Raw genomic sequence first — 23,822 nt, 5'->3', positions numbered from 1 at the left:
TAAATCGCTCAACCACGGTGATCATTCAGCGCGTCAATAATGATATCTAATGCATCCACATCTTCATCGTGATCTAACTCTGCGGCTCTTGCTTTTTTGCTTTCCAACTCAGCCATTGTAGATCCCTCAATGGTAGGGCAAAGTGCTTCAGCTCTTGCTGTTTCAGGCTTTTCATCTTTGTAAACATGTGTACCACATTCACTGGTTTCTCTTTCTTTACAAATTAGATTAGAAATTACCTGTTCAACTGCTACCATTTCACTTTCAGTAATCGGGCTCTCATCGTACATAACGTCAATCTCGCTGTTTAATATTAAATACATAACATGGCCACGCCAGTTATTCCGTTCAAAATAGATATTCTTAGTCTTTACTAGCATAATAACTAGTCTTTAACATTTATCTACTAGTTCATTTCTGCGTTATTATCATAAGGCATTCAGAATACATTTCTAGTTCATAATCAAGTATTCTAGCTTCAATAGTATTCGTTATTTAGGGCTAATTCAAATTGAAACTTTATGATATTTTCTCACCCAACAGAGATACACGGGGCAAAACTATTACTTAGATTAACTAAATACTCAGTCTTATATTCAGTTAAATATGATGTATAAAGTTCAGAGCCAACGAGTACGTTTTTAATGTAGCGCATTGGGTTATCTGCCTGGCATTTGTGTAACGAAACTAAGTCGCTATAAACTGCAACCGTACTAGGTACTATTTTAGCGAGTAATCGCAGGTCAGAACTTAATTTAAAGTTATACACGGAATCAAGATTTAGAACTGTATCATCAAGTTTATCTAATACTGACTTTGCAAATGAATCTCTAGGAGATATGGACTCCCGATCAACTCCACTAATGTAAACCGATATAATTGAGACTACCTGAGCGCCTTGTTCTTCTTCGTAAAGCCCTAAATCAATGACACCATTTGTAAGTTTCGATATTTGTTGTTCAAATAATTCTATCTGTTCTTGGGAACCTGAAAACTTCAACGCATGGTATAGTTCATGCTCATAGTTCGCATTAGTAGTACTGTAAGCGTCACTTTGTTTGCTGCTTTGGTAGATATAACTGACCTTTTGTCCATTATTAAGATTACCGATATGAAGCCCAAGTGTATCGCTGCTGCACATATCTAAGACATCTTCAGCACTGGAGCCTAGCTTGACGTTAAACAGGCTTGCGTCTCGACAGAGATCATCAGATTCGCCGAGATAGACAATTTTTGCATTATTCAATTCAACGGTATAACCAAATGAGGGGAAACTAATAATATTGATATTAGCCCACGATGATATTGGTTGTAACATAAGAGCAATCGTTAATACTAGTTTCTTCATGTGGGTCCTATGAGATTAATATCCGGTAATTACCCACACCGGTCGCTATTAAATTGATTGCATCATCAAGTAACATTGAGCCGGACAATAACTTAAAGTTCTCAGGGACATCCTCTAAGGGCCATGTATTGGCTGTCAAAATTAGTAGTTTTGCTGCCCATTGAATTTGTTCGTTTTCATCAGTTAGCGTGCATATAAATGGAAAGCCAAACTTACGAGAAGCTTTGGTCAGTTCCTTAAATTTAACTAACTCCAATTTTTCGATGTCTCGATTATATGATTCATTGATCATTAAACTTATTTCGCATAATTCATCTTGGTTTGACGCTACTACACTGTTATTTTTCATATCTATTCATGTCCCTACTTGGATTTGTTGGTTATTTGAATTAAGTTTGTTGCAATATTCAGTCAAACTACGCGGCTGACTGTGAACCTGACTTGTTTAACAATACTCAGCCAGTGAAATTTTGTTTGTATTTATTTTGTTATTATCAATATGGTATTTTACGAATAATAAAATAATGGATGAAAATATCATTCAGTACTCAATTGTAGCGATAGGTCTAACTTTTTTTAAATTTAGTCTTTCTGTTGAAGTTTTCATTAAATATCCTAATAATAATTCAATCTAGAAATAGCACTGTTTATTTCAATTATTTGGGTTTCTATTTTATGTCTTCTATCCCAATGTTTTTCCGAGGAGCCTGGCGTCATCTCTTTTTTTAAGCGCTTTTCTTTTTTTCCCGCCTCTATCATCCATTCAACAAACTCTGGATTTGTTCTATCACTACAACAATTTAACTTTACTCGAACTTCTTCCATTAACTCCAGAAACTCAGAGGCTGGACACGCCTTACATTTTGAAATAACACCAGTCAACGATTTTTCAAGCTTATTTAATTCACGGTTCAACACTTCTGTTGCATAAGAATTCTTGGCCATCAAAGCTACCTATTACGATTTAGTGATCTTATCATTTTGTATTCTTTCAACTTCAAGTCGTAAAGAGACTTGCTGAGTTTTCCCCATAGTTCGAGGCATAGGTATAATGGCTGCTTCTGGTAAGTTATGTTCAATCAAAAAAACATAATCCTTCTGCCATTGGTTACGCCTATCATTGAAATTTTCATTCAACATAATATTTCCCTGTAAGTTGGTTAGTTACTTTATTGCGATTAATTGTATGCTTCAAATTTACCCAAAAATTCCGCGGCAGAGAGTGGGTCCGCGTGCTTTTTGATGACCCACTACAAGTACGAGAATGAATGGAATTTACATATCATTTAATAATGTTACTAACATTGAAGTTGACGATTAGTATTTGGAACTGTCTTTATGTTGACCGTTCTTGAAGGTAAACAGAATTAAAAAACTATCTTTTGTTCGATAGAGATAAGTTAAAGAACGAAATCATCAAGCAAAAAAAACTACATGCAATCCCAACAGAAACTAAAGTGTTTGAATTTGGTACTAAGTAAAATATACCTAAAGCGATTAATACTGAAGCCATTACAAATAGGCGGACAGCAACGAAAGTAGCGGCCTCCTCGGGTGATCTGTCTTCTAATTTCTTCCAAATTGAATTAATCATTATTGTTGATTCCCATTAGTGACAAAGTGTTTAAAAAAACATCATTCAGATGTATTACTTTCGACATTTATTTGTGCTGAATTACTTTTAAGACTGTTAACCTCCATCTGCGAGCCAACTTTAATAAATAAAACCACGAGCGCTCCAGCCAAAAGTAATGATGAAAATGCTTTCATTTAATCTATCCTGTTTTAAATTTCATTGAGTTGATTAGAGATGTAATAATCCAATTTCTAGTTCAGATTAGAAAACAATCACATATCACTAGTTGGCCATTACAACCACATAGCCGTTATAACAGATAACACCTGATAAAATAGCTACGATAAGCTTTGATAGATTAGATGCCACCTTGCCGTAGTAACCAGTTAATACATCAGGGAATACAATGGCCTTTGCGTAAGTTATATATGCGAATATGGAGGCCAAGAGAGTACTAAACAATATAACAAGTGAGCCCTTTGACGATTGAACCTCAAAGCCGGTGTTTGATACCATTAATAAAGACGCGATGAATATTAATGTTAACAATGTAATACTCTTATGGAACTTAACCATCTGCCTGCAGTGCTCTTGTATATCACTTTGAATGTTCGAATCTTCCATTATATCTTCCCTTATAATATATTTAGTATATCGTTCAATTTGACTCACTCGGTTGAAATTTACCTCTAACTTCTTGACTATCACCGCCATAAATTTCATCGCAAAGATCATATATTAATTCTGGAGACACTTCGAAGTTTTCATTCAAGCCATGCCCGTTTTCGAACCGTTCTACTACCATCTCCATACCAACAATACGTTGCTCAACTTTCATTTTTTCACATATATTAAAATCAGTTTCCGATTTGCCCTTGGTGTTGTTCAGTTCCAGTTGATAAGCAAGTAACAGGGTGGATAAGTCGTCTCTTTTTACGGTGCAGTTATCACCATCATCAACACCCAGTAACGCAGATTTACTTAGCCGCTCAAAAACCTGTTTAACGCTTTCAGTTTCAGTATGTGTCACAAAATGTTTCCATATTTGATTAATTGATTATTTCGTCATAATTCACGACTACATCACCCCATCTCTTGCCACGTTTAATATCTGATATATGGCTGGGGTCTGCGTCGAAAATTGCTGCAATTTCTTTCTGATTCAATTTAGATGTAATGAGTAGCATTTTAATCTCAATTACATCGTTTTCAGTTAACTTTGTGGCCGATTGCTTATTGCCAACTCCACCATGCTTAATGTTAATAAGTTCTTTATCTCTTAACCCATTAGCATGACGGTTTTTTAATGTAGAAATAGCAATGCCAGTGTCTTTAGAAATTTGGGTAAGCGTGGATTTCTTGCCAAAATGAACAATGGCTCTTAACTTACCTTTCGTAACTAACTCATCGTCACAAAGCCCTGCTTTATGACGATTATTAAGAGTTGACCACGCAATGCCATACCTCATTGATAAGTCATATAAAGTAACTTCTTGCCCTTTAAAGTTGATCACGGAATTCTCTTACTATTATTTAATTAGCTTTTATACTCAGAAAGTACCTTTTCAAAATCTACCCCTAAATTTACTCCAGAGAGTTTTATTGGCTCATCTTGCAGTGCGGACTCATCAACTCCGAAACTTTGAATGACGAAGTTTTCATGATCAATTTTAATTTCAGTTATTCTATTTCCACATTGAGCAAAAAATTTAGTGTAGGCAATGTCTTTTTTATACCCGTTAAAGGTACAGCCTTTTTTAATACTTATAGTGAAGTCATATAACTGCACTTCGAAAGCCTCTACATCAATTGCTATTTCAGGTACATCTTTAACTTGAGTGTTCTTTTGCAGATTTGCACCAAGTTTGACAAAAAAAATAGCTACTATGAGGAAGATAGTTGCGGAACCCAGTATTAATGGAACTGATAGATATTTTTTCATTGTTTAATTATTTCCTAATAGTTAACTGCCGGATTCGACAAATTCAAACTCGCCAATTTGCCTTAATCCACCCATGATAATTCCGCGTTCGCCGTCTTCGTGAAGTAACGCTTCAAGGTCGCGAGATCCGCAATGTTCTTTAGCATTACCCAGGATAAATTCTTCCGTCATATCATCGGCAACACCATCGAATTGTCTTTCGAAATTAGCGTTGCTAAACCCAACATTTATAAATCTAACCGTTAACATTTCAATTTCCTATATCAAACTTTCAACTAATTCGGTCGACTCAACGCCGTCATTAATAACTTTAGGGTCCTCAATAAACACGATCATTGATTTATGTGTTTCCCAAGATTCTTCAAGCCCCACAGGGCAAGGATAATCATCAAACATAACTTCATAATCACCGTATTTATCAAGAGAACCAATCACCGTACCTTTCGTTCCCACTGGAGGGAAAGGCAAATCTTCTGTGCCGTACTCAGGGTTTTGAAAAATAACAACTACACGATTTGACATTACCCAGATTCCCATCATTCAGATTTGACAAATGTGAGCAAAATCCCACACCAAATAACACAAATAGAGGTCCACGTTACACCCCAATTGCTACCAAAATTTATTGACAATACTAACGCAATTATTCCGCTTACTAGACCTATCCAAGTAATCACTCTTAACCATCTAATCGCCATAAGTTTTCTACTTAGTTTTTGGTGGTAATCCTACTATATCTGTTCAACCCGATTAATTGTAGATAAGGACCATAGCAAACACAAATATCATAATACCTGTCATCAACTTTGCTCCATCTACTACTATTGGTTTTGCAGTATTATCTGTATCGTTTTCTGCGTTTTCTTCAGAGCTCGTTTTAGCGTAGACCGCTTCAATGGCATTTTGCACAGGGCAATTACCTGAGCTATGTTCACCAATTTCCACGTTGAGCATTTTAGCTACATCACCGGCAAGTTCAGTTGCCTTACCTTCCCAGTGATCTCGTAACTCTACCAATTCTTCAAGTTCATGTTCTGGTACTAAAGCAATATTGTCTTTATTATCATCCAGCCACTTTAGGACATCTGACATACTATATTTTTCTAAAAGCTGCGTTATAGTCATTAAAAGGATCCTATTCAGTTAAATTAACTGGTGGTTTGTGAAGCCTAAAACACCATAACCATCAAGTTTTACTATGTGAGTGTTCCAGTTTATACGACCATCCTTATAGTAAGATTCGATTGTGATTTAGTCATCATTTATAACAGATGAACTTTAAAAACATTTACACAGTAATAATACCGTACCGAGTACCCACGTCAATAGTTGTAATTAATTAAATTAAAAGGAGTTAAGTTCAAGCTATGAATTATTTAATAATGGTTTAGTTTGCTGAAGTACATCCTAATCAATGACCAAGACAGTTGACATGGTCAACCTATGTTTGATGCGTTAATAGAAGAGGATGCTGCGGTTAAAGATTCGAGGCGATTCAAATAAAGACCTTGGGTTGTTTCTCTCTACATCAGGTGATGATCGCATTACACAACAACAGCGAGATTTCAGACGTGATATCTGTAAACGGCAATGTCTGTGAGAGGCTAATCCACCAGCTGATAGCTGGTGGCATAGAAGTATTCGTAAACTCTTAGGTCTTGGAACTTAATGAGAGCACTCGTTTTAATAACAGTTCCGAGCGTTTTGCTTCTCCCATCTCATCACAGTAACTAATTATCTCTTTTTCATTGCATTCTGGACGGCCAAATAAAGATACTCCGTCTTTTGTTGCACCAAAATTCGCGCCTAACTCGTCCATTATCGTTATAGCAGTTTTTAGATTAAGTTCATCACTAGATGGTTTAACGTTCCAACGTTCAAGCATATCGGGAGAGTGAGTTAGCGTAAATCCATGTCTATTATTTTCTGCTGGAGTGCCACTGTCATCCATTAGAAAATCGGGTAACACACCGGTTTCAGGGAGATCTAAATAATCTTGAATTACAAATATAGTCGGGCAACCTGTGTTTAAGATGTTATTTATCACGTCACCACGACTATTTAGTAAGTGATGAGCTTCATCACATATAAACAGTGTTTTTGGAGGTAGGTTGTTGATGTCTATTATGCGTTCTCCCAAACTCAAAGTATCAACAGGGTGAAAGCGTTCATGCTTAAGAAGTTGGATCCCCCTTGCCTCACTTAAATCATGAAGGTAAGCTTTTTCATTTACTGACCATGAGCCCAGCACAAATACTTCCCAGTCTTGAGATAGGGCTTGTTCAGCAAAGTCCAGTGCCGTTATTGTTTTACCTGACCCCGTTCTTCCAAGGATATAACCAATACGAGCGCGGTTAGTTTGTAATAAGAATGTAGGCGGAACTGAGCCGCCGCTTTCAAGCATCTCAACAGGCGACTTATCCGGCAAAGATAGTTTTAAGGTTGGGTGCAATGTCGAGATTTTTATCATATTAGCCCACGACGTATAACCTTGTTCTTTGGCTATTAGCGCTTGTGCCTCATGAAGCTTTATGGAATTGAGCTTAGCTTGTTGCTTCGCATTTTTATGTAATCGAGATAGGGATTGACCGTTGGATAAAAACATATATTACTCCGTCTAGTACCAGGTAAAGCTGCGCCCATGCAGAATAGGTATGACTTGTAAAATATGAGTGTCAAATTTAGTGAAGGTTCTCTGTATCACACAGTTTGCCAATTGGGCGCGGCTAGTCAGAACAAGTGACTTTATTCAGATTAGCAATACTGCAGATCTCTGTCAATACAAGTAGATAAGTTAAATATGGGGTCATGATTTGAAGTGTTTAACACTTTTTAGTACAAGGTAGATCTTAGATAAGAGAATTTGGCTGGTACATTCGAAGTAAAAAAACCAAGGCTTAACCTTGGTTGTCTATCTGCAACGCACGCATAGAAGCACGCAGTTTACGCCCCTCAATGAGATTACGCTGAGCTTTGGGGTTCGCTTTATCTTCATTCATAGAACAATAAACCGGATCGCATCTTCACCCGTTAACCTTGTGCAACCAAATGCACTACTTTTAATCGCCATACCTGTACCTTTCGTTAGTGTAGAACTGGATAAAGTATAAGCATCCGGATTGCGAAGTGCAATACCATTACCTTTTTCGAAATTCACCCGTTCAACTATTTGTGAGTTTAGTTGTGTATCATCTGTTACTCAAACCGAGTGGCGATAGACGATTAAATCCAAAATATTATATAGGTGATAAATATGTATGAGTTGACAATGTTGTTCCAGCACTTCCCTGCTACGCTATGGTTTACATCAGGTTTGGTCGGGTTAGTTATGGGCAGCTTTTTAAACGTTGTTATATATCGCTTACCTATCATGATCGAAGCTAATTGGAACCGGGATTATGATGTGACGGTCAATGAAGGTGAAATAACTGCAGGTACAGAGAAGCCATTCAACCTAGCCGTACCAAAATCAGCATGCCCCAATTGCAAATATGAACTTTCTTCGTTAGACAATATTCCAGTGATTAGCTGGCTAGTATTAGGTGGCCAGTGTCGTAAGTGCAAAGCAGACATTTCTATTCGCTACCCTACCGTTGAGCTGTTAACTGCAGTTTTAAGTGTAATTGTGGCCATGACGGTACCAAGTAGTATTAATTTAATCTTCAGTTTAATCCTAACGTGGTGCCTAATTGCATTAACTGCAATAGATTTCGACAAAATGTTGCTACCGGATAGAATTACATTGCCATTAATCTGGTGCGGCTTATTTTTAAATATGAATAGTTTATGGGTTAGCCCTGCCGATGCAATAGCCGGTGCTATTGCTGGTTACCTGGTGCTTTTATTCGCTATATGGGTATTTGAAAAAATCTTTAAGAAAGATGGTTTGGGATATGGGGATGCAAAATTGTTTGCTGCTCTCGGCGCCTGGTTTGGCTGGCAATCCCTTTTAGTTATCATATCTCTGTCGATCGCGTTTGGATTTACATTCATATTACTGGCTGTCTATTCAAACAAAGTTAAACTGAAAGATAAACAATATCCATTCGGTCCATTCTTAGCTGCCTCTGGTTGGCTTTATATGATATTGGGCTCACCGTTAACACAAATGATGTTTGGTGTAGAATTTTAGCCTTCATGTGGACCTACCAAATAAGAAGAGCTTAAAACATAATTCTATGTACGACGGGTATTAAGATCTGCAAACAGTTAATACCATGTCATAGGGAGTCATTCATAACTGAAGACCATTAACTATAACCGTGAGTTTAAATAGTAATGAGTAAAGAAATAGTAATGAGTAAAGAAATAGTAAAATCAGTATTGGTCCCCTTTATCATCGGAACGCTATTTGTCTCGGGTTGTTCGGACAATGAGGTGGGGTCAATAATCGTAGAAGATAACAAGTCTCCATTAGATACGCCATTATGGACTGACACCGAGATGAATACGGTAACTACAAAGCATTTATCATGGAATCAACGTCAATATGTCGAGTTTCAAGAATCTGGTACGATCAAATTGGTGCCAGATGAGAACGGGTTTTCCATCAATGATAATTTATTAACAGTAAACACCATTTTAACTGGTAATGAGGAGCTTGTACTGACTGCCTTACCTGGGATCACAACATTAGGTGCGACAACCTATGTTCATTTTTCCGGAATTAACTACGAACAGTTTTTTGAAATGTCAGAGATCCATAACATTAATTTCGAATGCAAAGAGATTAATCTAAAAAGTACCCAAAGTGTACTATGCGTATTTGATAATCAAAAGTTAATAAATTAGACGGTTTGCAATAACCAAACCTCTCGAACCAGTCTAAATTTAAGGTATCAACATGAACATCAAGTCTAGTGTATTCGGCGGTTTTAAATTAAGTGGCAAAGATGCAAAACAGTTTACTTGCCAAGTCAGGGAGGGCAATCTAAATTCGCACGCTTTACGTGCGTTGAGGCGCGGTAAAATAGCCCTAGACAAAATGCATGAGCGGCACGGTACATTTGGAGAGGGCAATACCAATAAGTAACGATGTATTAGCTTTTGGTTTGTTGTTTAAAAGATACTGTATTCCATGTAGATAAAAATGCTGAGAACTTCGGATACTCTTGCTTTATTAATGAGTTTGAAAGAAGCGCATTAAATGGGGCGCCATAATTATCGCAATTTATTGCGTCTGCAGCTAATACCCCAACCGTCATTGGTAATCCTGTGTAACCATGAATTGTTGGCCGTTCCATCAAGCCCGATACTTCGAACGCTGCGACAACACTTGCGAAACCAGTACCAGTGAGATCATCAATACTTAACTGATTCTTACATTTATTTTCAATCATCCGCTGATACACACGCGTATAATGCGCACCTTTCGGGTTCATTGACTCCATCGCCAAATAAAAACCATCTTGTTCTATTTGGTCCGCTGTTTTTGCAGAGACACCAAATGCTAGTGATGAAAGTAAGATCCCTACGACACTAAATTTTATCTTAAACATAAAAGCCCTTAATATTATATATTGTGATTGTGATTGTGATTGTTTGAATTAGAATTCAGTTGGTATCATGACTAAAATTTTAGAAGTAAGTTTGACCAAATCTTAGAACCCCAAATAGGCCTTGTCAATCGATGCGACTGGGTATCTAGCTCATTGCTGGTCTTGTATTTTTCAGAAAGCTTATCAATTCGTTTATGTTCACCCTCTATAAACTTTTCAAGAGTAATTTCAGATTCTCGTTCAATGCGTAAAACAAAGCCAGTATCTACTTGGTTAAATGCAGCCCCCCCCCCATTTTAACGTCCAAGGATTAGATATAATGAAAACCTCGATTAAATTAATTTCGATAAACCACTGCGGTTTAACTTGAAATATACTGGCACGGCGTCAAGCTCTAAAGCCTCTTGCACTTCACTGATTGATTCCAAGAGTAAAACAATACAACCACCAGCCTTCACATGACTAATCGCTTTAGAAAACACCTCAACTTCAGCATACGAGGCATCATCGATTATATACGTCACACTCGCATCTTCAATTTTAGGTGCAACCGGTTCTACTGTTTTCCCTGATATAAATACATCGATAAGTTTACATTTCACGCCAGTACTTTCTAGCACTTTTGCAAAAGCGGATTTACCCGAACCAGACTGGCCCTCAATACATATAAGCTTGCCAGAATTAGTTATAAATAAATTAGATATGATAGTGCTAAGCATCTGAACATCTTTCTTAAAATCATACTTATGATTGACTGTATCATGATCCCATGCGTGGAAGTGAACGGTTGTACCTGAAATTGAGATAGGTCTTTCTTGCATTTAAAGTTTCCATTTTTATGAAATATTACAGTATCGATAACTAACGTAAATAGAATCAATGAATCGTCATGCCAGCGTACCGAGTACCAATACTATCTTATAAAAAAAGGCTTTAAAAGCCTTTTATAATTCTTTGTTATCAATAACGTTCAACTGAGCATGCTCATAATGTGATAAGGCATATCCAATTAGGTAAGATCATTTAGTTATTGCAACTTGCTAGTTTATATACACCTACCGACTTGTTCTTTTTACCTTTAGTCTCAAGAACACCTAAGTGAACGTAATCAGCACAAGAATCAAAGTTAACATCAAACGTATCTATTTTTTCAAAAGAGAAGAAATCTAAATCAGCTCCCGTACCACTACTCATTTTATTGACCGTGTAGTTTAAACTGTCACCATCAATTTTGCCTAGAGCAGGTGAAAGGTCGATCCTAGTACCTGAATTGGAATGAAGAATTAAATCCCCTATCCCATCACCATTAAAATCTTCAGTATCAAGTCGACGAACTGTGTAAGTTCCCCCATTACGAGATACCAAAAAATTATTTAAAATAAATTCACGTTCATTACCAAAGGCAAACTCAGACAAGGCATGTTCTACATCCATTGATAGTAAAACACTCCCATACAAATCTCGGTTACTTTTCCAGAATAAATGTAGATCATCCCTACCATCCCCATTGGCATCAGACCAATCCATTGTGAAGTATGAAGCTAGATCTTCTTGCGATGAGGTATCAAACAAATCAATGAATCTTAATATCACTTCTTCAAGTGGAATGGTTTCTGTGATCTGTTCTGTGGCAAATTTAAAGGTTTTACCATCACCTTGATTAAGCGCAATTTTTGCAATATAAGTGTCTTCTGAAAACCCTGCTTTATATTCAGTGAAGACCAAATCGCCACACCCATCACCGTTTACATCTGCTGAATCAATTTTGGTCATGGTACTCGCCCATGATTTTTCCATCGGTAATTTGAAGCTGTACATTCCATTGGAAGTAAACTGCAGATAACCATCTTTATTTTTCTCACCTAAAAAGACAGTAGCCTCATATTCCTGTGACCAAATCTTGGTATCACGTACTTCAAGCATGTCTTCAATACCATCACAATTTATGTCAATAAACTTTCGTTTTTCTGCATAGGAAGACTCTGCAGGTAACTCAACAACAAAAGGTTCTGAGAATGTTACATCCTCCGGTGCATTAGGGAAATATTCAGTTCTTTTTTTACAGCCGGTCAATGTTGTCATTAATATGATAGCTACTACCGAACATACCAAAGTCTTTTTCACCATTTAAATTGATCCCCTAATTATTAGCCACATTCGTCACGTCAATTGAGGTTAAGCAATCTATACATAGCTTTTTTTTCTGACCTAATTCAAATGGATTTTTTTTAGAAAATACATGCCCTTTAAATTGAGCTAAACAAGATAATGATTCATCAAAAATATATTTTTTTAATGGTTTTGTTGGCATCTGAACACCACATTGAACCTGCCCAGAAGGCCCTGTCTTATTTAGGTGCATTAAGTGTTCAACAACAACGCCCTCAAATTGTTGATTAATTGACTCAATACCAAAGGGTGTTTTAGAGACGAGTAGATTGTTTTCAGTTGCAATACCAATCCAGCTATCAAATCCAGATACTGAAATATTAACAAATTTCAAGTTTGTATGTATTTCTGATTTACTACCAGGGATTGACACTTTATTCAGAGCGGCCTCACCTGTTTCGAATAGCTCACCGTCACAGCATTTGAATGCTGTAGAGAACTTAGTGTATTTCAATTGCCCGTCACTAAAAGTAACGGTTGCTAGTACTTCACTCATAAATTACTCCATATGTGTGTTTTGTTGGAACTAATTAGTCATAGTGTTAACCATTATTTATTTACATAATTAATACAAATTGACTATATAACTTTGTTAAATTACGAAAGTTTATTAATGTTTTTGCAAGAAGGTTTTCCAACCCCCGTTCAGTTTAAAGTCATTAAAATATTGTTGTGGACTAGCAGGTAGCCGAGGATCTTGCTTGTACTTTTGAATTCCATCACTATCTTTAATTAAATAATCCGATGCCGTCTTAATGCCAAGTTTAACTGCTGCATTTGATGCCTCATGTAGTAACGTATATTTCCCTGTCTGCTTTAGAAACTTATTCCAACCACCTAGTTTTTTGAAATGTTTATAATAGAGTTTCGGATTACTAGGTAAGAGTGGGTCTTGTTTATATTTTAGCTTGCCATCGAGGTCTACAGATGTATAGTCTGAAGCAGATACAATACCAAGTTTCGTTGCTGCAATGGACGCCTTACGGAACGATGAATATTTAGTACATTTTTGTAAAAAACTATCCCAACCACCCAGTTTAGTAAAATTTAGATAATAACATTTAGGTTCAACTGGTAAACGAGGATCACTTATTCTCATGGTTTCGTAACGTACAGCACTATCAACTCCAAGTTTTAAAACTGCTTTTGATGCTTCTTGGTAATTGTACTTATCTAATTGTAAGAAACGTTCCCAACCACCTAACTTATCAAATTTTTCAAAATAAGTTGATGGGAATCTTGGCAACCGGCGGTCTTCTTTATATCTATTCACGTAATCATAATAATCCACAATACCTAATTTTTTTGCAGCTTCGGATGCTGTATTATAATTGTACTTACCCTTACGCTTTAAAAAGTTATCCCAACCACCCCGTTTAGCAAAGTCTTCATAAAAAAAACTAGGTGAAGAGTGCAACTGAGGGTCTTTTTTATAATTGATCTTGTAATCGTCGTAATCATAAATATTAAGTTTAACCGCAGCAGCTGAAGCTTCAAAGAATGTCTTGTAGAAAGCTTTTCGTGCAAATGGTCGCCAACCACCTAGTTTGATGAATTTATCATAATACTTGTGTGGGTAACCTGGTAGGCGAGGATCTAGTTTACGCACAGTTTTATATTGCTCGTAAGTTTCAATGCCTAGTTTAACTACCGCGTTTGATGCTTCTTCATAAGTGTATATCACGGGCAGATTTAGGAAGTTAGTCCATCCGCCTTTAGAATCAAAATCAGAGTATTCTTTATCGGGAGAGCAGGGAAGTTTTGTATTAAATTTACTTTTATCGCGATATTGCCGTGGATTTTTGATATCTAATTTAATGGCTGCTTTAGAAGCCTCCTCAAAAGTACTGTAATTAACAGTGCTACCACGGTGTAATAATGCGTCCCAGCCACCTTTCTCTTCAAAATCGGGATAGAATAAATCAGGCCGAGAGGGCAATTTAGGGTCTGCTTTATATTCAGATTCATAAGTTAAACCTGTTTTAATTTTTAGTTTAAGCCCTGCTGCATTAGAGGCTAGTTCGAACGTTTTATATTTTTGTGATCTCCTTTTATACAGGAAAGTAAGCCAGCCTCCCTCTGTTTTGAAATCTTTGTAATATGTGCCAGGGGATTTCGGTAATTGCGGGTCCAAATTGTGCCGACGGGCATAATCGTTAGAAGATTTAATTTGAAGGATTGCTGCCGCAGCCGATGCCTCAGTGAAGGTTTTATACTTTATTTGTTCCGTCAATTTATAACCTCAAGTCTTCACATAATATGTACTTAGTACGGATGATAGCGCAATAAAAAAGGCTTTGAAAGCCTTTTCATTCTTACTTAAGTCAAACATAATCAATCAAAGTCGGTTCATAATGCGATGAGACTTATCTCATTCGGTAATTACACTTTTTGTAATTTATATTTGTTCTTTTACATTTCTGATTTAAGGCCTGTCGTTACCACCTGAATCAAAGTGACCAGACAGAAGCTTAAGCCCAATCTAATTTTTAGCTGACTAACAAAGTCCTAGTGAATACAAACAAAATGTTAAGTGTAAATATTGTATTAATCACTCCGTAAGTCTGCTTTATTTACCTCTCTTAAAAAAACGTCCCAACCACCTTTAACTTCAAAATCCGGATAAAATAGATCGGGACGACACGGCAATTTAGGATCAGCTTTATATTCATGCTCGTAAGATCTGCCAGACTTGATGGATAACTCAATGACTGAAGCATTTGACGCTTGTTCAAATGTCTCGTATTTTTGTGATTTTCTTTTGTACAGAAAAGTAAGCCAGCCACCCTCAGCCTTGAAATCTTTGAAATATTTATCAGGAGATGCTGGTAATCGAGGGTCCAATTCATGCCGAAAGGCATAATCATTTGACGATTTTATTTGCAAAATTGCCGCTGCAGTTGAAGCCTCAGAGAATGTTTTATAAATCTCTTGTACCGTCAATTTAAAACCCCACAATTTTTATAGCATGGAACATCTACGATTCTTCAGTCATAGACTTTTTAGGACACGCTTCCGAACGCCCTATCATTAATATACAAATCGTTTTGAATGTCCCTTCCCATTACTATTGATTCACTAAGCTGTTGTATACCCGTCCATCCAAATGTAAGGCCAGTGAAAGAAACTGCTATGCCGATAAAATGAGTACTTCCTCGAAACGTATTTTGCTCATATACCCAATCTTATTAGTGCCAATTTTTTAAAACAAACATGCAATATAAATACAATCAAGCAGCTAATTCGGTTTAGACTACTTAAGACTTTCCGGCAAAAGATGATCTGGCAAATCAATTTTCTTATTACCTTTTTTTATCTTGTAAAGCAAAAGTTCCAATGTATCCAGACCTACTGCCTTGGGTTTAGTTCTAAACCAAAACTCTACAGTCGAAGCACTTTTGTGTGTAGCAGCTGCTAATCTTTTTCTATCATTATCGAAATACTCTTCGAGCAAATATTTCATAGCCCGATTATTTTTAAATTTATCAGTTTCCATTTCAACACCAAAACAAATGTACTTAGTACGGATAATAGCGCATTAAAAAAGGCTTTAACAGCCTTAAATACATAATGGGGTCAGTCGTTAGACACTAGCCCCTTCCTAATAGGAGTCGTCTAATCTGTATAGGTATGGCTAACTCTTTGTATGCAACTAAATAACTACATTTTACTCGCCGAACGTAATGCTCGTTTTGGATCAATGAATGACTTCCAGTTATCTTTTGTAATCGCCATACTATTAGTGCGTTTTTCTTCCACATCGAATGAAAATAGGCCTTCTCGATTGACAATATTCATAACCGGATCTAATTGATGGTATCGAACGAAAGCCGTTACAGATTGACTTTTAGCCGAACCAAAGTTCAAATCATCAGGTGCAAGTACAAGCGCGGCAAATGCCAAATCTGATGTCTTATGCTCAGAGCTACAGCTTGAGTGGCCACAATCACGATACACAATGTCTGCTGAGTAGATACGCACATCTTCAATACCAAGGTATAGAGTTGAATCGTCGTCGAATGTACATAGCCACTTGTTAACGGCTTCGTTGATTAGGCTTTCAACGTCTGCCGTGGTATTGATTTGCGGGTTTACTCGATAGCAACCGTAGACAACCCTTAATGAAAGTGATTCTTCGTATTTGTCGGAGTGATCAGAGTCTATAATGAAATCGGCATTTTTATTTTTAAATGCTTTTTCAATAATAGCCATCTCACTCGCACAGATAAGTGTCTTCTTTTTTTCTTTACCAAACTCCATTATCGCGTATTGCATGAAAATTTTTCCTATGACTAATTTCAAATAACGAACCATTTCTGACAGCCTTACCAACTTAAGAGGTGGACTGTTCGCCGACACAGTGTGAGTTTTTGTAAGACTCTGACTGTGACACTGAAATGAAACCGCAAACCGCAATCATTGAAACACATATTACAATAGCGATTGGCAATAATCTGACCTCATCTTATATAACTCCTACTACTTACCTATAAAGTTAATCATTGCGTGAAATGCAGCTAACAAACACTTTATTGCACGATTATTAGGGTGCGCCTTACCTTTTGGTGGACTGTTCGCTAGACTCTTGCCGCTTTTTGTATGACTCCTGCATATCGTCAATACGATCATAACTCAATATTGAAATACCGATTATGATAGCGAATATTAGTTTTAATTCATTATGCATTTATATATTTTCCTATATTGGCATTGGGGGCCAAAGCTCATCGTAATCAGGCATTTCTTGTGGGTTTTGTTGCTCGGAGATACCAAGCTGATAGCATTCGTCCCAAAGCAACTGAGGCCAACCAGATAAAAAATTATTATCGAAAAATTTATCATTTTCCCCAACACGGTCTTGAACACTATCGTTGTGGCCTTGCAACTTTGCTTCGCAGACTATGAAGTTTTGTAATTCACTTTGTAGTTGATCAGTAAATTCACTTTCATGCTTCCCTGACCAACTTGGAGTGCCGATAGAATTACTACTGTATTCTGGCGCATTACTAGCGTCACCATACGTTCTCATATAACCCATTTATTCTCCTAACCCTTGTCTTTATACTTTTTTTTAACTCTTGCAACAGAACTAATCAATTACTTTCACCTTAGATGTCTGCTCAACAATAGGTAATTCAATGCCAAGTAACGCAAGTACTTTACCTTTCCAGCTCGCCTGAATGGTTCGTAATTCATTGAGTTGCTTCTCAACAGAGATTAACTTATCAATCTTTTCCTCACATTTAGCAATAACGGTTTCTCGAGGTAAAAATTCGAGTGGAATGTCAAAGTCGTTTTCAACCAACTTATTTACCTTTTCAACTAGGTTGTGATTAATATGGTTATCGATGAGGGGCTGGCCAATAAATTGCTCTACACAATGACCTGACCCAAGGCCTTCATAATATGTAAACATGTCAGAATCTAAGGCATATGAATACCTAACAAGTGCATCGGCTATACCACCAGCATCTTCCTCACTGAATTGATTCAAGCTAACTAGAGACTTAACCATTTGTTTATTGGTATCTGCGGTCAAGAGTCTTTGTCTATCATAACCCCATGAAACAAGGCCAAAGCCATGCATCCGCAATGTCTTTATGAAGTGATTAATCACCATGAATAATTACCTCATCGGCCGTGAGGTTAGGGATAAAGAACAATCCTACCGGCCCTTCCTCTGTGTCGTGGATTGACAAAAGGAATGCCCCAGGCTTATCACAGATAGGTTGCCAGTTAGTACAATCAGAGTCACCATTATCAAACCAACTCTCAACCATGTCTTCGGGGCCATTGCTTTCAAATGAATCAATATACCAAGACCCATTATTCATGCTAAACCAATCATTCATTTCTTTAAGTTCTGCATTATCATCCCAGGCTGGAAAATCAGGATGAGAGAACATCCCCTTGATGTCACGAACAACTTCAATTGGTTTGATTGTCATGCTTCAGTATTCCTCATATTTCATTAGTTTAAAATTGGCTTGTTTTGAGCTAACCGTCTCGTTATCGAAAATAGTAATGCCCTCTCTGCATCTTGATTAACGACATGTTTGAATTCGTCCCACTCTGAGGTGTAACCAGTGTTAAAAGGAGGCCACATGTTTCCTCTTGGCTTGACCATCTCAATGACTTTCTTACCTTCTACGTAAAGTAAACCCCAACCATCAGGGATCTCTGAAATGGAAACCATATTTACCGGTGTAATATAAAAACGATAAGTTCCAACACCACCAGTTTGTCTTTCAGGCTTTTTAGCATCAACCCTAAAATCTGCCCTGCTCACCTTCGACTCAATCATCAAGGTGCAATTTGAACGAAATGCAATTAGGTCTACTTTTTCACGACAACCCGAAGCACCAAGGTTAGTCGCGATGATCGGAAACCCTTGTTTTTTTGCCCACTTAGCTGCCAATTCACTTAGTTTTTCATGCTGAACACTTGGCATATACCAACTCCAGAATAACGTTAGATTTCGAAGTAAAAAAGATTAATGTCTTCATAAGGCTGGAAGCAAGTCACTTCATCACAAAGTAATTTCAATAACGTGCCCTCTGCAATAACAGTGACTTCGCCACCATTTATTTCAACGTACTTTGAGGCTATTTCCAACCCCTTAGAGAAACATAGCTTTTGATTTCGTAATTCTGTTAACAACGCATCCAAGCCTTGCATTTTTGCTGCTGCTATATGCAGTTCCGATAAATCAACATTCAACTTCATGATTAGCTCTCAACGTGACAAAGGTATTTGTCCACCAGCGCTGGTGGACATTCAATAATTACCAGTTATGAAAATCATGCACATTTAATGCATTTAATGTGACCGACTCTGAGATAGCCATATGGCGTTTTTGGTGGTTAACTTCCAAGTGATTAAACCTAAATCGATAATGGTCTTTGTAGAGCATGCTCGTATCTTCCGGCATCTTAGGTACAATGGTTCTAGCCGTCATAAAACTTGATGGTGAACAACTTTCGTGAAATTTGAACATAGAACTTTGCATTGAAAATATGTTGTTTGCACAGAAGTCTTTAAGTTCAATTCTAATAGTATGGTTTACGTCAAAACCACCGTCGATATCAAAGTGCCATTTTAGGTGAAGCGTTAATGGTGCCCTACTCGATAATGTAATAAAAAACCCTCGGCTTTTAGCCGGTCCTGCAACGATATAACGCTGATTTGGATACGGTTTACCTAGTACAATGTCTTTTGGCAATTCAATATTGGCGCCGTCCTGCTCAAGGCGAAGTTCCAGTTGAGCATTTTTTAGCTTGAAAGGTTGCCATGATGCAGGCATAAAAAAGCGCGGGTTGAGGCATAGAAAAGTACTGTTGCTCTCCAAGGACGTACCTGTGTCTTGTTCAATACGGAGACGGGTATCATTAGTTCTTTCAACTGCGTGATGGGGATGATTAACTATGTCTTTAATGAAATCATCAGATGAGACGCCCTCATGAAATGAGTCCGCAAAATTACTTAATGGTAAATTACGAACTTTTAATGTGTCTATTACTTTGAATATGGCACTCATCCACTTTATGTACTCAGGACTCCCGTCACGCGTCTTCTCTATGAAATAACAGCTTCGAGCATAATCAGTAAGTTCAACCACATCTTCATCATTCGTAAGGCATCTATAACGCCTTAAGTAGTTTGAATCAATTGCCTGGTTAAGTATTGTTTCAAATTTCGTGCCTGAATTTGGATAAAAATCTGCGTAGCTTTCCATTGCCTGTAATTTAGTTAGCTCATCAACCTTACGTTCCCTCTTAGTTTCCGCAAGGACATCCGTCTTTAACCGATCTACATTGAGAGAATACCCATTATGTCGCCACCATAACTTATCAGTTAAACGCTTGATGTGACCATTAGGCATTAGCGCGAGTGTGATTGTGTCTGATTCAGTAAAATCCGCAGGACTAACGTCAAACAATTTCAACTCTTCTGCAGTGCACGCCTTTAGCAGAGCGTACTCGATCACTGATTCGGATGATAATCTTGCAAAGCGTGAGAAAAAATCGACCAGTACCGGCATAGATATAGGTGTGATGATTAAAGTATTTGTGCATTGGACATTGGCGTGATTGGTAATTGACTGAAATTCGCCCCAATCTCGATAACCTATCGCCGAAACCCATAAAGATAAGAACTCTGTTTTCTTCAGTTCATCAAAGCCCAAAGATAAATGTTCAGAAAGCTGTTCTCGAACAACATAAGCTTGCTTTTTTGCTTGCTCAAAGTGCGCTGTGGAAACGGTAATACGCTTCATAATAATAACTCCACTTGACCTGTACGTATGTCTGCTGCTTCCATACAAAGCTGTTCATCGGTCAAGCTTCGTAAAAGAAAGTAATTGGTTTGATTCAGATTTGCTTGGGCATAATGCAGCGCCGAGAGGATGTCTAACCACCCAGTATTTTATCAATAGATTGATTATATATAACTGAATAACTAAAATGTGGTTTGGCTGAATATCGATGTGAGTTCGGTTGTTTACTGATGCTCCAATTATTATTTGTTTGTATCAAATACAACAACGCCGTACTTGGTACGATATAAATGGTAGCGCATTGAAAAGACTTATACACTTTTAATCGAAAGAATAAATAGACAACTTTTATAAAAATAAATCCAGCGTAACAAGACTACCACTATTGGGTTTGGTTAGACTGGATCGTCAATTGGAAGTAAATTGTTTGCAAAGGGGAGAGAGTGACACGAACATGATAACTAGAAGAAAAAGAAGCATTAAACAGGCCCCCAACACGGGAACCTATTTAAAGCATTGGTTATTTATAATTAACCTTTTTTACAGTACTCAATAGCCTCACTAAGTTCGGAAAACTCTTCACATCGACCGACCTCATCATGAGTAACTTGAAACTCGTTATACAAAGCATTGTAACGAACGCCATAGCCATTAAAAACTAAAGTTGCATCATGAAGTGACTCAATAAGTTCACCACCCCAAATGACACCTGATTTACTACTTTCATCGTAATAGACATTGAACGTTTCGCCTTTTTTGATCCCATGAGGAACGCAAGCTCGGCGAATTGTTTCGTGCTCTAAAATGTCATAGTCATTAAAACCGTGTTTATTGCAGGTTAAGACGCAAGTTGTTTTGATACCAGTTTTTAGATTGATAAGTTTGACTAGTGCATCGGACCAATATTCACCGACTGTTGAATACTCATCTTCACGGTCCTCTATCTCTCGTGAAATACCATTTACAAGTTTAAAAGGTCTTTGACTTATTTCGTCGATACCAGAACCGCCTTTAGCCTGTTTAATGGCTGCTTCGATGTCGGTTACAGTGATTTTATTGCCGTATAGGTCTAAAATATTTACGTTTTCCATTGGATTGCCTTATTAGTTGCCAAAATTGGCGGGTTGAAATCACATTGAAGCAAGGAATGCCTTTGCATCTTGTGGGTGTTTAAATATATTAAGTTCAGTGCCAGTATCTTCGGCAAGAGAAATCAATAGCACTACGATTCTATTCAGCCACTTAGCACGCAGTTCTAGTGTCATACTCGGGCTTGAGCTGCGAACACTTGTATACTCAGCCATTACATCAATCAACATGGATTCACAGTTGAACAATGCATTCTTTGCTACCAAGTAAGGGCAAAAAGGTTCTTCTGCTTCAAAGTCTTTTTTTACTAACTCTGATTTATGCCAATCAAATATTTTTCCGGCAATTTCATCTGACGCCAAATAAAGGTGGTCAAAATTGGTCATTGCCGTTCCTTTATCTTGACTAGTACCAGAACCATCTAAAATGTAGACCGGCTTGAATTTAACCATTGCTTCAGCACATAGTGCTTCATGTATTGGATCCATAAGCTTTAACAAAGCCTTTTTAACCAACATGTTAATTAAAGCTGTCAAGATATCTGATTTGATTTTGCCGTTGTGTTTCAGTTCTTCGATTGAATTTATCATAATTTGAATTCCTCTAAAGGATTGACTTGATACCCGTCGCTGTAAGGCGAACTTCGGTTGAATACCGTTGGGTGATTTAATAGTAAAGTAACTTCTACGGTTCATATGTAGCCGTAGAAGTTATTAAGTTGAGCGACTTAAGCAGTTTCCAGTTTAATATTGCCAAGGTCGAAAACCCAAACATCAGAATGCTTGATTAACTTAGCAAGCTGTTCCGGTTCAAACATTCGAACATTGGTAATCACTTCGCTTTTTGAGCCAGTGATAGTACCCTCTGTGCTTGACGCACAGCCTTGGACCAATTTAATGATGTCTTCATCAGAAGTACAACTCGGCACTTCAAGTCTTAAAGTTGCTGGTATCTCGATGATTTTGATTTCGTCATGTTTAGCGGTACCGTGAACAGTAATAGTTGTTGTTTGTTCCATAGTGGAAATGTCCCTTTGAATGATGTCAAAATGGCGGTTTTGAATTAAGTGAAGTTAAAATATTACTTAGTCTTCACTTGATGGATTTATAGTGGTTCAGATTTGACCCTAACTTGAGTGTTAATTTGGTATTGCCCACCGCAATCGGAGTAATGAAGTTTTGCTTTCACAAATTCAACATCCGATCCCAAGGACATGAACATCGTTGAAGTCACGTTGTGATCATGTAGGTCATCAACCGTTAAATCTTTACACGGGTTAAGACCTAATGCCTTTCGATATTCACCCATTTGCTCATCAATGTTGTCAAACGTTGCGCGTAGGCGATTACCTTCACGATATGTTTGAGAAACATCTAACACATAGTTTCGATTATCAGGATGCTCGATCGTGACAGTGCTAAGGCCGATGTCTTCTTGTTCTATATTGCGATCAAACTCTATATCAAGTGAAAAAAATACATCACAAAATAACGAGTGCTTATTATCACTTTTGTTCATGCTCAATAGGTCCATAAATTAGTCCTTTAAGTTAACCTAATAGGTGGTTTGTTAGTTGGTCATGCAAGTGCATGGAAGGTTAGTAATTTCTATCCATCGAAATGAGTAAAACCTTCATAAAGACCATCTTTAATCGCCATAAGAGCGCTTTGCTGTTTAGCCAAACAATAAAAATACTCATCCTGCATGCTGATGAGCTTATTATTTCGTTTATCCCTAATTGCCCAACCCCTTAAGTAAGTATCTTCAGTAGGAGTTTTCTCAACAAGAATATTGACTTTAATCGCACTGAAATTTTCAGCGGAGATTAACTTTGGTTTTAGCTGTTCCGTGATGGAAGTTGTCATAAAGTACCTTTTGAATAATGTCTTGTTATAAAGACGGTTTGGAAGTGAGGCGATGCTGAT

Annotated in this window: 36 protein-coding genes; 3 read left to right on the top strand and 33 right to left on the bottom strand. The window is 37.3% G+C overall.

All coding sequences use genetic code 11. The annotated features are described in order from the left end of the window. Positions 1 to 8: 8 nt before the first annotated feature. The 14 genes from JFU56_RS11895 to JFU56_RS11830 form a co-directional block, all read right to left on the bottom strand. Positions 9 to 380, bottom strand: a complete 372-nt coding sequence (locus tag JFU56_RS11895; protein WP_198437510.1) for a hypothetical protein — start codon at positions 378 to 380, stop codon at positions 9 to 11. 152 nt (positions 381 to 532) lie between these two features. After that, the gene (locus JFU56_RS11890; RefSeq protein ID WP_198437509.1) at positions 533 to 1,348 is read right to left on the bottom strand and encodes a hypothetical protein; all 816 of its coding nucleotides are present in this window, start codon (positions 1,346 to 1,348) and stop codon (positions 533 to 535) included. Positions 1,349 to 1,355: 7 nt separating this feature from the next. Further along, positions 1,356 to 1,697, bottom strand: a complete 342-nt coding sequence (locus JFU56_RS11885; RefSeq protein WP_198437508.1) for a hypothetical protein — start codon at positions 1,695 to 1,697, stop codon at positions 1,356 to 1,358. 266 nt (positions 1,698 to 1,963) lie between these two features. Further along, positions 1,964 to 2,293: a hypothetical protein gene (locus JFU56_RS11880; RefSeq protein WP_198437507.1), complete on the bottom strand. Its 330-nt coding sequence runs from the start codon at positions 2,291 to 2,293 to the stop codon at positions 1,964 to 1,966. 12 nt (positions 2,294 to 2,305) lie between these two features. After that, on the bottom strand, positions 2,306 to 2,488 hold the full coding sequence (locus JFU56_RS11875; protein ID WP_198437506.1) for a hypothetical protein: 183 nt from the start codon (positions 2,486 to 2,488) through the stop codon (positions 2,306 to 2,308). 718 nt (positions 2,489 to 3,206) lie between these two features. Beyond that, positions 3,207 to 3,548 (bottom strand): hypothetical protein, encoded by a 342-nt coding sequence (locus tag JFU56_RS11870; RefSeq protein ID WP_198437505.1) that lies wholly within the window; start codon positions 3,546 to 3,548, stop codon positions 3,207 to 3,209. A gap of 34 nt (positions 3,549 to 3,582) precedes the next feature. Then, entirely contained in the window at positions 3,583 to 3,954 is a 372-nt protein-coding gene (locus JFU56_RS11865) for a hypothetical protein (protein ID WP_198437504.1), read from the bottom strand. A gap of 19 nt (positions 3,955 to 3,973) precedes the next feature. Then, complete coding sequence (locus tag JFU56_RS11860; protein WP_198437503.1) at positions 3,974 to 4,438, bottom strand: hypothetical protein; 465 nt, start codon at positions 4,436 to 4,438, stop codon at positions 3,974 to 3,976. Positions 4,439 to 4,461: 23 nt separating this feature from the next. Continuing rightward, positions 4,462 to 4,866, bottom strand: a complete 405-nt coding sequence (locus tag JFU56_RS11855; RefSeq protein WP_198437502.1) for a hypothetical protein — start codon at positions 4,864 to 4,866, stop codon at positions 4,462 to 4,464. A gap of 21 nt (positions 4,867 to 4,887) precedes the next feature. After that, positions 4,888 to 5,115, bottom strand: coding sequence for a hypothetical protein (locus JFU56_RS11850; RefSeq protein WP_198437501.1), 228 nt, complete (start codon positions 5,113 to 5,115; stop codon positions 4,888 to 4,890). 9 nt (positions 5,116 to 5,124) lie between these two features. Further along, the gene (locus tag JFU56_RS11845) at positions 5,125 to 5,388 is read right to left on the bottom strand and encodes a hypothetical protein (RefSeq protein ID WP_198437500.1); all 264 of its coding nucleotides are present in this window, start codon (positions 5,386 to 5,388) and stop codon (positions 5,125 to 5,127) included. A 228-nt stretch (positions 5,389 to 5,616) separates the two neighbouring features. Beyond that, on the bottom strand, positions 5,617 to 5,991 hold the full coding sequence (locus JFU56_RS11840; RefSeq protein ID WP_198437499.1) for a hypothetical protein: 375 nt from the start codon (positions 5,989 to 5,991) through the stop codon (positions 5,617 to 5,619). Positions 5,992 to 6,517: 526 nt separating this feature from the next. Further along, complete coding sequence (locus JFU56_RS11835; RefSeq protein WP_198437498.1) at positions 6,518 to 7,471, bottom strand: AAA family ATPase; 954 nt, start codon at positions 7,469 to 7,471, stop codon at positions 6,518 to 6,520. Between the two features lie 390 nt (positions 7,472 to 7,861). Next, positions 7,862 to 8,023 carry a hypothetical protein gene (locus tag JFU56_RS11830; RefSeq protein WP_198437497.1) on the bottom strand — a complete coding sequence of 54 codons (162 nt, stop codon included), beginning with the start codon at positions 8,021 to 8,023 and terminating at the stop codon, positions 7,862 to 7,864. A 96-nt stretch (positions 8,024 to 8,119) separates the two neighbouring features. On the opposite strand from JFU56_RS11830, the gene JFU56_RS11825 reads away from it, so the two are divergent. From JFU56_RS11825 to JFU56_RS11815, 3 genes are all read left to right on the top strand, one after another. After that, complete coding sequence (locus tag JFU56_RS11825; protein WP_198437496.1) at positions 8,120 to 8,998, top strand: A24 family peptidase; 879 nt, start codon at positions 8,120 to 8,122, stop codon at positions 8,996 to 8,998. 245 nt (positions 8,999 to 9,243) lie between these two features. Beyond that, positions 9,244 to 9,657 carry a hypothetical protein gene (locus JFU56_RS11820; protein ID WP_198437495.1) on the top strand — a complete coding sequence of 138 codons (414 nt, stop codon included), beginning with the start codon at positions 9,244 to 9,246 and terminating at the stop codon, positions 9,655 to 9,657. Between the two features lie 52 nt (positions 9,658 to 9,709). After that, positions 9,710 to 9,898, top strand: a complete 189-nt coding sequence (locus JFU56_RS11815; RefSeq protein ID WP_198437494.1) for a hypothetical protein — start codon at positions 9,710 to 9,712, stop codon at positions 9,896 to 9,898. Positions 9,899 to 9,905: 7 nt separating this feature from the next. Here JFU56_RS11815 and JFU56_RS11810 read toward each other — a convergent pair whose 3' ends face one another. The 19 genes from JFU56_RS11810 to JFU56_RS11720 form a co-directional block, all read right to left on the bottom strand. Next, positions 9,906 to 10,364 (bottom strand): hypothetical protein, encoded by a 459-nt coding sequence (locus JFU56_RS11810; RefSeq protein WP_198437493.1) that lies wholly within the window; start codon positions 10,362 to 10,364, stop codon positions 9,906 to 9,908. A 332-nt stretch (positions 10,365 to 10,696) separates the two neighbouring features. Continuing rightward, a complete protein-coding gene (locus tag JFU56_RS11805) occupies positions 10,697 to 11,185 on the bottom strand; it encodes a hypothetical protein (RefSeq protein ID WP_198437492.1) in 489 nt (162 codons plus the stop codon). 202 nt (positions 11,186 to 11,387) lie between these two features. Beyond that, positions 11,388 to 12,446, bottom strand: a complete 1,059-nt coding sequence (locus JFU56_RS11800) for a hypothetical protein (protein WP_198437491.1) — start codon at positions 12,444 to 12,446, stop codon at positions 11,388 to 11,390. A 58-nt stretch (positions 12,447 to 12,504) separates the two neighbouring features. Next, positions 12,505 to 13,029: a hypothetical protein gene (locus tag JFU56_RS11795; RefSeq protein ID WP_198437490.1), complete on the bottom strand. Its 525-nt coding sequence runs from the start codon at positions 13,027 to 13,029 to the stop codon at positions 12,505 to 12,507. 114 nt (positions 13,030 to 13,143) lie between these two features. Then, positions 13,144 to 14,766 (bottom strand): integrase repeat-containing protein, encoded by a 1,623-nt coding sequence (locus JFU56_RS11790; protein ID WP_198437489.1) that lies wholly within the window; start codon positions 14,764 to 14,766, stop codon positions 13,144 to 13,146. A 314-nt stretch (positions 14,767 to 15,080) separates the two neighbouring features. Then, on the bottom strand, positions 15,081 to 15,476 hold the full coding sequence (locus tag JFU56_RS11785; RefSeq protein ID WP_198437488.1) for an integrase repeat-containing protein: 396 nt from the start codon (positions 15,474 to 15,476) through the stop codon (positions 15,081 to 15,083). 310 nt (positions 15,477 to 15,786) lie between these two features. After that, positions 15,787 to 16,029 carry a hypothetical protein gene (locus tag JFU56_RS11780; RefSeq protein ID WP_198437487.1) on the bottom strand — a complete coding sequence of 81 codons (243 nt, stop codon included), beginning with the start codon at positions 16,027 to 16,029 and terminating at the stop codon, positions 15,787 to 15,789. A 164-nt stretch (positions 16,030 to 16,193) separates the two neighbouring features. Next, a complete protein-coding gene (locus JFU56_RS11775) occupies positions 16,194 to 16,808 on the bottom strand; it encodes a hypothetical protein (RefSeq protein WP_198437486.1) in 615 nt (204 codons plus the stop codon). Positions 16,809 to 17,232: 424 nt separating this feature from the next. Beyond that, a complete protein-coding gene (locus JFU56_RS11770) occupies positions 17,233 to 17,562 on the bottom strand; it encodes a hypothetical protein (RefSeq protein WP_198437485.1) in 330 nt (109 codons plus the stop codon). A gap of 60 nt (positions 17,563 to 17,622) precedes the next feature. Then, on the bottom strand, positions 17,623 to 18,153 hold the full coding sequence (locus JFU56_RS11765; protein ID WP_198437484.1) for a hypothetical protein: 531 nt from the start codon (positions 18,151 to 18,153) through the stop codon (positions 17,623 to 17,625). Then, complete coding sequence (locus JFU56_RS11760) at positions 18,143 to 18,481, bottom strand: hypothetical protein (RefSeq protein ID WP_198437483.1); 339 nt, start codon at positions 18,479 to 18,481, stop codon at positions 18,143 to 18,145. The genes JFU56_RS11765 and JFU56_RS11760 overlap by 11 nt, the downstream gene beginning before the upstream one ends. Before the next feature lie 23 nt (positions 18,482 to 18,504). Beyond that, positions 18,505 to 18,984, bottom strand: coding sequence for a hypothetical protein (locus tag JFU56_RS11755; RefSeq protein ID WP_198437482.1), 480 nt, complete (start codon positions 18,982 to 18,984; stop codon positions 18,505 to 18,507). 20 nt (positions 18,985 to 19,004) lie between these two features. Next, positions 19,005 to 19,259, bottom strand: coding sequence for a hypothetical protein (locus JFU56_RS11750; RefSeq protein WP_198437481.1), 255 nt, complete (start codon positions 19,257 to 19,259; stop codon positions 19,005 to 19,007). Positions 19,260 to 19,317: 58 nt separating this feature from the next. After that, complete coding sequence (locus JFU56_RS11745; protein ID WP_198437480.1) at positions 19,318 to 20,808, bottom strand: hypothetical protein; 1,491 nt, start codon at positions 20,806 to 20,808, stop codon at positions 19,318 to 19,320. A gap of 530 nt (positions 20,809 to 21,338) precedes the next feature. After that, on the bottom strand, positions 21,339 to 21,899 hold the full coding sequence (locus tag JFU56_RS11740; RefSeq protein ID WP_198437479.1) for a hypothetical protein: 561 nt from the start codon (positions 21,897 to 21,899) through the stop codon (positions 21,339 to 21,341). A 39-nt stretch (positions 21,900 to 21,938) separates the two neighbouring features. Then, entirely contained in the window at positions 21,939 to 22,487 is a 549-nt protein-coding gene (locus tag JFU56_RS11735; protein WP_198437478.1) for a hypothetical protein, read from the bottom strand. A gap of 137 nt (positions 22,488 to 22,624) precedes the next feature. Further along, positions 22,625 to 22,915 carry a hypothetical protein gene (locus JFU56_RS11730; protein ID WP_198437477.1) on the bottom strand — a complete coding sequence of 97 codons (291 nt, stop codon included), beginning with the start codon at positions 22,913 to 22,915 and terminating at the stop codon, positions 22,625 to 22,627. Between the two features lie 86 nt (positions 22,916 to 23,001). After that, positions 23,002 to 23,430, bottom strand: coding sequence for a hypothetical protein (locus tag JFU56_RS11725; protein WP_198437476.1), 429 nt, complete (start codon positions 23,428 to 23,430; stop codon positions 23,002 to 23,004). Positions 23,431 to 23,504: 74 nt separating this feature from the next. Then, the gene (locus tag JFU56_RS11720; RefSeq protein ID WP_198437475.1) at positions 23,505 to 23,762 is read right to left on the bottom strand and encodes a hypothetical protein; all 258 of its coding nucleotides are present in this window, start codon (positions 23,760 to 23,762) and stop codon (positions 23,505 to 23,507) included. Positions 23,763 to 23,822: the final 60 nt, after the last annotated feature.

The organism is Moritella sp. F3 (assembly GCF_015082335.1).
Lineage (GTDB): Bacteria > Pseudomonadota > Gammaproteobacteria > Enterobacterales > Moritellaceae > Moritella.
The sequence above is the reverse complement of the archived record's forward strand: the minus strand, read 5'-3'. Positions and strand labels throughout refer to the sequence as shown.

Excerpts from the sequence above, each read along its gene's own strand:
- JFU56_RS11895 (WP_198437510.1), bottom strand. The coding sequence starts at position 380 with ATGCTAGTAAAGACTAAGAATATCTATTTTGAACGGAATAACTGGCGT.
- JFU56_RS11890 (WP_198437509.1), bottom strand. The coding sequence starts at position 1,348 with ATGAAGAAACTAGTATTAACGATTGCTCTTATGTTACAACCAATATCA.
- JFU56_RS11885 (WP_198437508.1), bottom strand. The coding sequence starts at position 1,697 with ATGAAAAATAACAGTGTAGTAGCGTCAAACCAAGATGAATTATGCGAA.
- JFU56_RS11880 (WP_198437507.1), bottom strand. The coding sequence starts at position 2,293 with ATGGCCAAGAATTCTTATGCAACAGAAGTGTTGAACCGTGAATTAAAT.
- JFU56_RS11875 (WP_198437506.1), bottom strand. The coding sequence starts at position 2,488 with ATGTTGAATGAAAATTTCAATGATAGGCGTAACCAATGGCAGAAGGAT.
- JFU56_RS11870 (WP_198437505.1), bottom strand. The coding sequence starts at position 3,548 with ATGGAAGATTCGAACATTCAAAGTGATATACAAGAGCACTGCAGGCAG.
- JFU56_RS11855 (WP_198437502.1), bottom strand. The coding sequence starts at position 4,866 with ATGAAAAAATATCTATCAGTTCCATTAATACTGGGTTCCGCAACTATC.
- JFU56_RS11850 (WP_198437501.1), bottom strand. The coding sequence starts at position 5,115 with ATGTTAACGGTTAGATTTATAAATGTTGGGTTTAGCAACGCTAATTTC.
- JFU56_RS11845 (WP_198437500.1), bottom strand. The coding sequence starts at position 5,388 with ATGTCAAATCGTGTAGTTGTTATTTTTCAAAACCCTGAGTACGGCACA.
- JFU56_RS11840 (WP_198437499.1), bottom strand. The coding sequence starts at position 5,991 with ATGACTATAACGCAGCTTTTAGAAAAATATAGTATGTCAGATGTCCTA.
- JFU56_RS11835 (WP_198437498.1), bottom strand. The coding sequence starts at position 7,471 with ATGTTTTTATCCAACGGTCAATCCCTATCTCGATTACATAAAAATGCG.
- JFU56_RS11825 (WP_198437496.1), top strand. The coding sequence starts at position 8,120 with ATGTATGAGTTGACAATGTTGTTCCAGCACTTCCCTGCTACGCTATGG.
- JFU56_RS11815 (WP_198437494.1), top strand. The coding sequence starts at position 9,710 with ATGAACATCAAGTCTAGTGTATTCGGCGGTTTTAAATTAAGTGGCAAA.
- JFU56_RS11810 (WP_198437493.1), bottom strand. The coding sequence starts at position 10,364 with ATGTTTAAGATAAAATTTAGTGTCGTAGGGATCTTACTTTCATCACTA.
- JFU56_RS11805 (WP_198437492.1), bottom strand. The coding sequence starts at position 11,185 with ATGCAAGAAAGACCTATCTCAATTTCAGGTACAACCGTTCACTTCCAC.
- JFU56_RS11800 (WP_198437491.1), bottom strand. The coding sequence starts at position 12,446 with ATGACAACATTGACCGGCTGTAAAAAAAGAACTGAATATTTCCCTAAT.
- JFU56_RS11795 (WP_198437490.1), bottom strand. The coding sequence starts at position 13,029 with ATGAGTGAAGTACTAGCAACCGTTACTTTTAGTGACGGGCAATTGAAA.
- JFU56_RS11780 (WP_198437487.1), bottom strand. The coding sequence starts at position 16,029 with ATGGAAACTGATAAATTTAAAAATAATCGGGCTATGAAATATTTGCTC.
- JFU56_RS11775 (WP_198437486.1), bottom strand. The coding sequence starts at position 16,808 with ATGCAATACGCGATAATGGAGTTTGGTAAAGAAAAAAAGAAGACACTT.
- JFU56_RS11770 (WP_198437485.1), bottom strand. The coding sequence starts at position 17,562 with ATGAGAACGTATGGTGACGCTAGTAATGCGCCAGAATACAGTAGTAAT.
- JFU56_RS11765 (WP_198437484.1), bottom strand. The coding sequence starts at position 18,153 with ATGGTGATTAATCACTTCATAAAGACATTGCGGATGCATGGCTTTGGC.
- JFU56_RS11760 (WP_198437483.1), bottom strand. The coding sequence starts at position 18,481 with ATGACAATCAAACCAATTGAAGTTGTTCGTGACATCAAGGGGATGTTC.
- JFU56_RS11755 (WP_198437482.1), bottom strand. The coding sequence starts at position 18,984 with ATGCCAAGTGTTCAGCATGAAAAACTAAGTGAATTGGCAGCTAAGTGG.
- JFU56_RS11750 (WP_198437481.1), bottom strand. The coding sequence starts at position 19,259 with ATGAAGTTGAATGTTGATTTATCGGAACTGCATATAGCAGCAGCAAAA.
- JFU56_RS11745 (WP_198437480.1), bottom strand. The coding sequence starts at position 20,808 with ATGAAGCGTATTACCGTTTCCACAGCGCACTTTGAGCAAGCAAAAAAG.
- JFU56_RS11740 (WP_198437479.1), bottom strand. The coding sequence starts at position 21,899 with ATGGAAAACGTAAATATTTTAGACCTATACGGCAATAAAATCACTGTA.
- JFU56_RS11735 (WP_198437478.1), bottom strand. The coding sequence starts at position 22,487 with ATGATAAATTCAATCGAAGAACTGAAACACAACGGCAAAATCAAATCA.
- JFU56_RS11730 (WP_198437477.1), bottom strand. The coding sequence starts at position 22,915 with ATGGAACAAACAACAACTATTACTGTTCACGGTACCGCTAAACATGAC.
- JFU56_RS11725 (WP_198437476.1), bottom strand. The coding sequence starts at position 23,430 with ATGGACCTATTGAGCATGAACAAAAGTGATAATAAGCACTCGTTATTT.
- JFU56_RS11720 (WP_198437475.1), bottom strand. The coding sequence starts at position 23,762 with ATGACAACTTCCATCACGGAACAGCTAAAACCAAAGTTAATCTCCGCT.